Source organism: Ruegeria sp. YTSA075 (assembly GCF_059610245.1).
The window spans coordinates 1-8,979 of the sequence record NZ_JBXWNG010000029.1 but is presented as its reverse complement, the minus strand read 5'-3'; the positions used below and the strand labels follow the sequence as shown (position 1 = coordinate 8,979).

The 8,979-nt window shown below is 54.4% G+C and carries 7 protein-coding genes and 1 pseudogene; 1 reads left to right on the top strand and 7 read right to left on the bottom strand.

Annotation, left to right across the window (positions count from 1 at the left end):
• From AC2FGE_RS20755 to AC2FGE_RS20725, 7 genes and pseudogenes are all read right to left on the bottom strand, one after another.
• Positions 1 to 75 (bottom strand): annotated as a pseudogene (locus AC2FGE_RS20755) (IS6 family transposase); the annotation flags it as partial.
• A gap of 107 nt (positions 76 to 182) precedes the next feature.
• On the bottom strand, positions 183 to 551 hold the full coding sequence (locus AC2FGE_RS20750) for a hypothetical protein (protein WP_496821228.1): 369 nt from the start codon (positions 549 to 551) through the stop codon (positions 183 to 185).
• A gap of 195 nt (positions 552 to 746) precedes the next feature.
• A complete protein-coding gene (locus AC2FGE_RS20745; protein ID WP_496821227.1) occupies positions 747 to 3,146 on the bottom strand; it encodes a trimethylamine N-oxide demethylase in 2,400 nt (799 codons plus the stop codon).
• Positions 3,143 to 3,514, bottom strand: a complete 372-nt coding sequence (locus AC2FGE_RS20740) for a cupin domain-containing protein (protein ID WP_496821225.1) — start codon at positions 3,512 to 3,514, stop codon at positions 3,143 to 3,145. Before AC2FGE_RS20740 ends, AC2FGE_RS20745 begins: the two co-directional genes overlap by 4 nt.
• A 1-nt stretch (position 3,515) precedes the next feature.
• Positions 3,516 to 5,498, bottom strand: coding sequence for an ABC transporter permease (locus tag AC2FGE_RS20735; RefSeq protein ID WP_496821224.1), 1,983 nt, complete (start codon positions 5,496 to 5,498; stop codon positions 3,516 to 3,518).
• Positions 5,498 to 6,526 (bottom strand): quaternary amine ABC transporter ATP-binding protein, encoded by a 1,029-nt coding sequence (locus tag AC2FGE_RS20730; RefSeq protein WP_496821223.1) that lies wholly within the window; start codon positions 6,524 to 6,526, stop codon positions 5,498 to 5,500. Before AC2FGE_RS20730 ends, AC2FGE_RS20735 begins: the two co-directional genes overlap by 1 nt.
• Before the next feature lie 81 nt (positions 6,527 to 6,607).
• Entirely contained in the window at positions 6,608 to 7,561 is a 954-nt protein-coding gene (locus tag AC2FGE_RS20725) for an ABC transporter substrate-binding protein (RefSeq protein WP_496821222.1), read from the bottom strand.
• A gap of 191 nt (positions 7,562 to 7,752) precedes the next feature.
• Here AC2FGE_RS20725 and AC2FGE_RS20720 point away from each other — a divergent pair, with 191 nt between their 5' ends.
• Complete coding sequence (locus AC2FGE_RS20720; protein WP_496821221.1) at positions 7,753 to 8,733, top strand: LysR substrate-binding domain-containing protein; 981 nt, start codon at positions 7,753 to 7,755, stop codon at positions 8,731 to 8,733.
• Positions 8,734 to 8,979 lie beyond the last annotated feature (246 nt).

Sequence of the window (8,979 nt, the reverse complement as noted above, 5' to 3'; positions counted from 1 at the left end):
GTAGCGTAGGTAGAAGAAAACCGCGTGCAAAATCACGTCTTTCGGAAAATGCGCACCCTTAAATGAGATCGTCACGGCCTGCTCCTGGAACATTCCAGCCCGCGTTAACAGAACTGCGTTCGAATCTGACAGGTTGGGGACGGAGTTTGCGACAGAACCCGGACTCTGTCCCTTTCAACAATTCAGAGAACTGCTCGCATAACAAAGCAAGTCGGATGTATTTCTCTGAACTTCGGTAAACTTCGCAACAGAACCGTTTGGTTTTGCTGACTCTTGTCCTTCTTCGACACGCGGTATGTGCCGAGCTCTGTGATCAGTTCCCGCAAGTTGTAGCTGTCGGGGTGGTTCACAGGGTCGGAAACTGATGGGCTGCCACCTTCGCGACAACCAATAACTTCAAGCCAAGCGTCGCGAAAAAATAGCTCTGCGTTATCGCTTCGATACGAAAATGACCAAAAGCATGAAATGCCCTTGGTGCCAGCCAAGCCCATAAAGGTTTCACAAATTGCGCCTTCGGGAGCGACAGCAGTGGTTTCGTAGCTTTCCAGCATAGTAATCCGATCAAATTCGTCCGCTAAACTGGGTATTCAATACAACGCCAGTAAAGCGACCATGGTGATTTGAAAGAGGGGCAATCTGAAAATGCCCGTTTTAGACAGAATCCCACAGTCGAATGACGAGCGCTCTCTTGAGGCTTGGCAACGATCGGTCATGATCAACTCGAATATCGTCGCCTTTCTTAGCTGCTACTCTGCAGCGTCCGAAACCGTCACTTCTGCGTATATCCCTTTCACACGTTCCTTTGTCGGATCAAAATGCGGGAATGGAACGATCTTGGCTTTCAACCGTTTTTGCTGCCCGTCCAACTGCCCAATTTCAATGTCCGACCCAATGGTAGCATGGGTAACAGAAACCCGGCCCAATGCGATTACTTTGCCAAGAACTGGTGATTTCATTGCGCTTGTAATCTCGCCAACCTGCGCTTTTCCAATGCGCACGCAATCGCCAGGCGAGGGGACCGTGCCGCCTTCGACCTCGAAACCAACCAGTTTGCGGTGCGGGTGTGCCTTGCGCTCTTCGATCGCGGCCCGTCCGATGAAATCGTCGGTTTTTGATTTCAACGGCACAGTAAAGCCGATGCCTGCTTCAAACGGGTCCGTCTGATCGTCGAATTCCGATCCGGCAAAGATCAATCCACCTTCGATCCGCAACATGTCGAGTGCCGCGAGCCCGAGCGGTGCGATGCCATATTCCTCACCGGCTTCCCAAACGCGGTCAAAGATTTCTACCGCATCGTTCGGGTGGCAGAAGATTTCGTATCCAAGTTCACCCGAATAACCGGTCCGGGAAATAACCACTGACGTCCCCTGCACATCGCCCACACGTGCGACGGTAAACCGGAACCATGGCAGTTCTTCGATCGTCGGTTGTTGAGGTGGCGTCCAGAATGTTTTGGAAAGAACGTCGCGACTGTGCCGCCCTTGCACCGCGATGTTGTGTAGCTGGTCTGTCGAACTGCGCACCCAGACATTCATATGGCGTTTGAGTGCCTGCTCCTGCAGCCACAATCCGCTGGTGTCGTTCCCGCCAATCCAGCGGAAGTTTGTTTCACCCAGACGATAAACTGTACCATCGTCGATCATACCGCCGTGCTCATAACACATGGCCGTATAGACGACCTGACCAACACTCAGCTTTTTCATGTTGCGGGTCACACAAAGCTGCATCAACTCTTCTGCGTCGGGTCCGACAACCTCGTATTTCCGCAATGGGCTCAAGTCCATGACGGCAACCTTGTCTCGACAGGCCCAGTACTCGGCAATGGTGCCGTGATTGGTCATCGTGTTGGGTAACCAATAGCCATTGTATTCGACGAAATCACGGGTATGCCGCGCAAAGCAGTCGTGAAACGCGGTTTTTTTGGTTTCTTCCACATCCGCCTCCGCAGATTTTCTGTAGCCGTAGGATCGTTTGAAATCTTCGGTCGCTTTGTAGGTTCGCACCTGAATGTCGGTTGGGTTCCAGCCATTCGCCGGATCGATGTCGCATGGACATCCAGTGCTGACGCAGACCAAATCAGTCAGTGCACGCAGCAGGACGAAGTCGCCCGGTCGTGACCACGGATCGTCCATTCCAATGGCGTTGGTCTCGTCCAGCATTGTATTGAAAAAGAAATTGATTGCCGGCCAGCCTCCGCGGGGCTTGATGCCATACTGATCCAGATCCTTGTTGATATTGTCCGAACAATTCACGTGACCGGGATAGCCAAGGTCTTCGTAGTACCGCGCGGTACAAGCAAGGCCGAAGGTGTCATGCCGTCCGCAAGTGTCCTGTACGATTTCGACCAAAGGCTCTTGATCGACCGACCAGTATTTCGAGAAGATCCCCGGTTGAGGATACAAACTTCCCATCAGGCTGCGGGTTGTCGTCGGGTCAATTTCGCGCTCGATTCCCTGATCCAGTGCACGGCGGCTGAAGGCCTGGAAATCGGAACATTCGCGTCCGCATATATCCACGATCTGTATGAATTCTCCTGCTTTGACCTCATAGGACTTGGCATTGCCGGGCTGAATGTTGATGTCCTTCAAAGGATCAGCCAACGGATCAGGCGGGCCTACATCGGGCTTTTCCAATCCGGGTGCGGAGCGCTGGATATACAAGATGATATCCGTGGGCGGATTGTGGTCCTCTGGGCGCATCGCCTTGCCGGGTGCGGCGACGATCAAAAGGCCATCGTTTTCCGCGACGAAATGCGCCATGTCGCCGGGGCGTGACCCATCTGTGAAAGCACGAATTGCGTCACCTTTTCCGACTTCGAAACCGGCGGTTTCCAGAGCTCGCAGTACCTTTTTCCCTGAAGCGGAGCCATTTGCCAGCGTTGCAATCAACCCTTCGGGTCGCCCATGCCCCTGCGCGCCCAGCATGGCTGCGTCGGAACTCCGGTCAGGAGCAAAAAAGACCATTTCGGCCGGTTGCATTCCATCGCGGTCCAACAGCGTGATGGTATCGCCTTTGGATATCGGAACAGCGCGCGACCCCATTCCTGGAATCGGGTGGCGCTCTGTCCCGTGGGGCAGGATCGGAAGGCCAGGGGCCAGTACCCCGCTCCGTTCGAATGGAACTTCAAAAACCGGCTTCACATTCATAATACACCTTCCTGAATGGATTCCGTCGCACCGCGGTGCGTGACCACCAAAAGACAGCCCGCCTCAGTGTGCGAGCAATGGCTGGATCCCACGGCAAGGCTGACGAAATCCCCGCTGCGATAGCAAAACCCATCGTGATCGGTCAGATCGCCTTCAAGGACAAAGAACTCCTCTGGTCCGTGATGGATGTAGGGGTTCGAGCGTGTGCCCGGCGCCATCTTCATAAGATAGCTGCCTTGCCCGGTCTCCTCATCAAAGCTGACGTTCTTCCACCAAACCTGCTCGTCTGGCAGACCCTTCATCCGCATCCGGATGAATCCTGTATCGTCGAAACGGGCAACACTGCGTCTGTTTTGTAGCTGTGCCATCTCAGTCTAGCCCTAGTCGCTTTTTACGCTGTTCCGCCCAGCTGCTGATGGCCATGTCAAAGGTCAGCGCCATCAGCGACACGTTCATCCCAAGGACAAAGTTCTTGCCCAACTCGGTGCCCGCCAGTGTCCGCTGCAATTCCTGTCCCAGATCCTGCGTGCCGATGAACGCCGCGATGATGACCATGAAGAACGAGAACATGATTGCCTGGTTAAACCCGACCGCCATTGTTGGCAGCGCCAGTGGGAACTGCACCGACATCAGCTTTTGTCGACGGGTCGAGCCGGACATGTCGGCCGCTTCGGTCATTTCCGGCGGTACGCTGCTGAGGCCAATAATCGTGTACCGGATCAACGGTACAGCGGCGAAGATCAGGATCGAGAACACAACAGCCACATCATTGACGCCGAACAACATGATCGCAGGAATCAGGTAGATGAAGCTTGGGAAGGTCTGCGCGGTGTCGCACGCCAGCAGAATGCTATTGGACCAGCGGGTGGATCGGGCCGCGACAACTCCCAGGGGGATACCGATCAGTGTCGCCAGCGCGACCGCTGAAATCACGGTGTAGAGCGTGATAACGGAGCGATCCCACCAGCCCGAGAAAGCCACGATTATAAAGAAGACTGCGGCATAGATGCCGGGTTTGCGACCACCGACCCAATAGGCAAAGGAAACCACCAGCAGTATGAAAGCGGGTGTCGGAATGGCAAGCAACGTGTTCCGGAACGGGATCAGAACCTTGACGTTCAGGAACCAGCGCAACCATTCGGTTGTCCCTTTGATAGCATCGATGGCCAGGAACGACTTGATCACCACGTCGATTTCCTTGCCCTGGCTCAGATGTTGTTTGCGGCCGACTTCGGCCAGGATCGGGAAGACCTGCGACAGCAGAGTGAACCCAACAAACAGACCCAGCGCGATCAGTGAGATCTGGTGCCGTTTCCACCACGGCGTACCACGTTCGAAATGAACGGGCTGTTTGATGACCCAAGCCTTTGACATCCTATCAAGCATGACCGCCAGAAGAACGATGGTCACACCAATCTCAAAAGAACGCCCGAGTTTGAAGCTGCCCATCATCGCCAACAGTTTGGCGCCAAGGCCAGGCATGCCGATGAAAGCGGTCAGCACCACCATGGCCAGGCACAACATGATCACTTGGTTAACTCCAACCAGAATCTCGGTGCGCGCGGCGGGAACATAGACATGTCGCAGCATCTGCCAGCGGGTACATCCGGACATCTTGCCTGCTTCTACCACTTCGGGGCTGACTTTCTTCAGGCCCAGAGTGGTCATCAGAATCATCGGCGGGATGGCGAAGGTAATCGTCGCGACGGCCCCGGCTGTTGGCCCGACTTTAAAGAAAATCACGGCGGGCAATAGATATGTAAAAAACGGCAGTGTTTGCAGAACGGACAAGATGGGTTTCAGCATCCGCTCGAACCAGCCGTATTTCCAAGCAGCGATACCCAGGGTCAAACCCAGCAGAAAGGCTAGGGGTGCTGCAACCACAATGACGGACATTGTCTGCATGGCCATCTTCCACTGTCCGATCGCTGCGGTCCAGATGAAGGTTCCGGCCCCTAAAGCGGCCAGCTTCCAACCGCCAACAGCATATCCGACGACAGCTGCAACAGCGGCGACTGCTGACCATGGGATTGGCCCCAGATAGGGCCAGCGACGCTTGCCCTCCAAAAGGTTTGCGGATGTGTCCAGTAAAAACTCAAGCGGGCCTTCAGCGATAAAACGGGTAACATAAATTAGGCCAAGGTCGGTTTGAATGAAGCTAAAAATGGCGTCCAAAACCTGTGCCGTCGGCGGTATTGCAGCCTCTGGGATGCGGTTCAGCCATTCAGGCAGAACACCAAAAGCCTTAGCAAGAATCAGCGCAAATGCCGCAATCAACAGAGCAGTAAGCACGCGGGTACGTCCCCACGGTCTGTCCGAAGTTTCCGGCAGTTCAGTGGTCAGCGTCGCCATCACTCGGCTCCGAGCAGAACGTTCAACGCGGCATCGCGTTCCAGAACGCCGGTGACAACGCCCTTATCATCGGCGACCGGCAACAGGATGCGGTTGTCATTGACCAGAACCCGCGCCAATTCGTGGATGGTCGAACCGCCATTGATTGGCGCGCCTTCCAAGGCGTGCCCATTGACCGGCTTTGCCAGTCCCTTCGCGTGCACCACGCGGGCTTTGTCGATGTCCTCGGTGAATTTCGCCACGTATTTCGTGGCAGGGTTCATGACGATCTGATCCGGCGTATCACACTGTTCCACCGCACCGTTTCGCATAATCGCTATCCGGTCCGCCAGGCGCAGCGCTTCGTCAAAATCATGTGTGATAAAGACAATGGTCTTTCCCAGCATTTCTTGTAGACGCAGAAACTCGTCCTGCATTTCGCGCCGGATCAACGGGTCCAAAGCCGAGAACGGCTCGTCAAGAAACCAGATATCCGGTTCAATCGCCAGGGATCGGGCGATACCAACACGCTGCTGTTGCCCGCCGCTGAGTTCACGCGGGAAATATTCTTCACGACCCTCAAGCCCAACCAGCTTCACGACCTCCAGCGCGCGCTCGCGCCTGTCATGACGATCCTGACCACGCATCTCCAACGGAAATGCAACGTTGTCTAAAACTGTTCGATGTGGCAGCAGGCCGAAGGATTGAAACACCATACCCATCTTGTTGCGCCGTAGCTCGATCAAGTCGCGTTCGCTAAGGCTCATAATATCCTGACCGTCAACTTCGATGGTGCCGCCAGTAATGTCGTGCAGGCGCGAAAAGCACCGCACCAAAGTAGACTTCCCTGATCCTGAAAGCCCCATGATGACCAGCATTTCGCCACGGCCAACCTCGATTGAGACGTCCTTGACCCCAGCAATGTACCCATCTGCACGAATCTCATCAAAGCTACGGCCTGCTGGCAGGGAGTTCAGGTAGCTCACGGGCGAGGGTCCGAACAATTTCCAGACATTTTTGGCTGATATCACAGGCGCTGTGGCTGACATGGCTGTTTTTCTTCCTTGTTGAGTGCGGCCTCGCATCGCGGATTGGTCAAGGCCGCACCAGTATTGTCGTATTTGGACGGGTTACGAACTGCAGGCGCTGATCCAGGGATCAACGACACTACGGTTGGCATCTAGCCATTCTTCGGCTGCCTCTTCAGGCTCAAGCTCATCCGTGTCGACCAGCTTCGCCATCTCAGCAATCTGTGGGTTGGTGAAAGAAATCTCGGTCAGGGCGCAATATGCGGCTGGCCATTTTTCTTTCATGCCATCCCAAGCCGCCTTTTTCAGGTAGCCGGAAGCCGGGTTACCACAATCGTACAGGGCATCCGGGTTCGGACCCTTGGACGGATCTTTGTCGCATCCGTCTTCCCACTTCGGGAATTCTACAAACTCACCGGGCCAGACGGCTTCGGCAAAGTTTGGCGTCCAGTTAAATACGAGAACCGGCTTTTTTTCGGCCTCAGCTGCGCCAATCTCGGCCCAAAGTGCTGCGGCAGAGCCAGCGTTGATTACGGTGAAGTTCAGATCAAGCGCTTCGGCTCGTTCTTTGCCATGTTTCAACCAGTCAACTGGACCATCCAGATACCGGCCCTTGTCACCTGTTTCGGCTGTCGCGAACAGGTGAGCACAATCGTTCAGGGCTTGCCAATCGGGCAGGCCCGGGCAGGCCTCCTTGGTCCACATTGGATACCACCAATCTTCGCGCGTGACCGCGTCATGATCACCCGCATCATGCAGACCTCCCTTTTCAAGTGCTGCACGGTAGGATGCGCCAAACGCGCCTTCCCAGACTTCCATTTCCAGTGCCACATCGCCAAGTCGTACCGACTCGTAGACCGCTTGGCTGTCGGTGGTGACGTATTCGACATTGTTGCCCATCTCTTCGAAGATCAGGCCGACAACATTCGACATCACGATCTGGCTGGACCAGTTATGAATTGGGATGACGATCGGATCGCTGCTGTCTTCTGCATTGGCTCCGGTGCCCGCTATCGCTGCCAAGGTTGCAGCAGAAAGTAGGTTTGTAAGTTTCATGTTTGCTCCCTGAGTGACGTTCATTTTGATGTTAGGGCTCTTCCGGCCCCGAATTTGTGCATTCTGCCTAGAAATGCGCTGAACACAGAACAGAGATTTGCGGGGCTTTGGCTATAATTTCTTGAGGCTAAATCAACTTTTCGCTACTTTAACAGTCAGTTGCCTGATCGAAAGCAAACTGATGCGGGCAGATGTTTTTGATTGTGAATACATCCAAAGTGGGAATCAGCTCGCGTATGCCTAAGAAAGCTCCAGTTACCGGTAAGATTCTGCCGCCACTCGACTACTTTCTGGCTTTTGAGGCCGCGGCGAAGGCGCAGAGTTTTGCGCAGGCCAGCAAGGTGCTGAATATTTCTGAAACCGCTATCAGTCGCAAAGTACGTCTGTTGGAACAACACTATGACGTACCCTTGTTTGTCAGAGGCCATCGATCGGTTTCACTGACGCAGCAAGGTGCCATATTGTTGGCCACCGTGGAAAAATCGCTGGACCTGATGCGGGATGTCAGTCGCGATATGCTGGCCAAGCATCAGGCCAACACGGTCTCGATCTCTGCTACCAATTCCGTTGCGTCTCTGTGGTTGATGCCGCAGTTGCGCAAGTTCAACAAATCCAATGGCCGCATCCGTATTTCACTGGTGTCTTCCGACAGCGATGCTGAGTGTCTAGCTGACTCGATGGATCTGACAATCTTGCGTGGGGATGGGGATTGGCCCGGATATGACGCTCAGCTTTTGTTCGGAGAAACGGTGTTCCCGATCTGTAGCCCAGAGTACCTATTAAGTAATCCAGAGGCGGCAACTCTATCTGCCCTGCCGGAGTTGGATCTGATTGAAGTGACGAGCAGTCATGCGGAATGGATGACATGGCATACTTGGCTTAGTGGCAATGGAATACCCACTGCATCGATGGAACGCGCAGTGGCCTTCAACACCTATCCTCTCTCTATACAAGCGGCAGTAGATGGTTTGGGCGTCGCATTGGGTTGGGCCCATCTTGTTGACCCGCTGCTTGAAAGCGGTGCGTTGGTTAGACCAATCCAGGACATATCGGTGCGAACACAGTCGGGGTATTATCTTTTGAAGAGCCCAACACACAAAACATTTCCTGAACGCCGCATCGTTGAGGATTGGTTACTGGGGCTTAGCGCGGGGCGCAAACGCTACGCGTGAGCCGATGGTGCCATCGCGCCCAAAATGTCCTTTCTGTCAAAGTCTCTGCAATTCAGATATTGACCAGTGGGAAAAATTATTTACCGTAAAGAAAGTATCCGATTCCACCCCCGGTCGCAAATACCGGCGGGTTTGAGTTCGTTCGACCTACTTTGCACGGAGCCCAGAACCCAATGAGCTATAAATCTGACATCGAAATCGCGCGTGAGGCGAACAAGAAGCCGATTCAGGAAATCGGTGCCAAGC

Excerpts from the sequence above, each read along its gene's own strand:
- AC2FGE_RS20740 (WP_496821225.1), bottom strand. The coding sequence starts at position 3,514 with ATGGCACAGCTACAAAACAGACGCAGTGTTGCCCGTTTCGACGATACA.
- AC2FGE_RS20750 (WP_496821228.1), bottom strand. The coding sequence starts at position 551 with ATGCTGGAAAGCTACGAAACCACTGCTGTCGCTCCCGAAGGCGCAATT.
- AC2FGE_RS20725 (WP_496821222.1), bottom strand. The coding sequence starts at position 7,561 with ATGAAACTTACAAACCTACTTTCTGCTGCAACCTTGGCAGCGATAGCG.
- AC2FGE_RS20735 (WP_496821224.1), bottom strand. The coding sequence starts at position 5,498 with ATGGCGACGCTGACCACTGAACTGCCGGAAACTTCGGACAGACCGTGG.
- AC2FGE_RS20730 (WP_496821223.1), bottom strand. The coding sequence starts at position 6,526 with ATGTCAGCCACAGCGCCTGTGATATCAGCCAAAAATGTCTGGAAATTG.
- AC2FGE_RS20745 (WP_496821227.1), bottom strand. The coding sequence starts at position 3,146 with ATGAATGTGAAGCCGGTTTTTGAAGTTCCATTCGAACGGAGCGGGGTA.
- AC2FGE_RS20720 (WP_496821221.1), top strand. The coding sequence starts at position 7,753 with ATGTTTTTGATTGTGAATACATCCAAAGTGGGAATCAGCTCGCGTATG.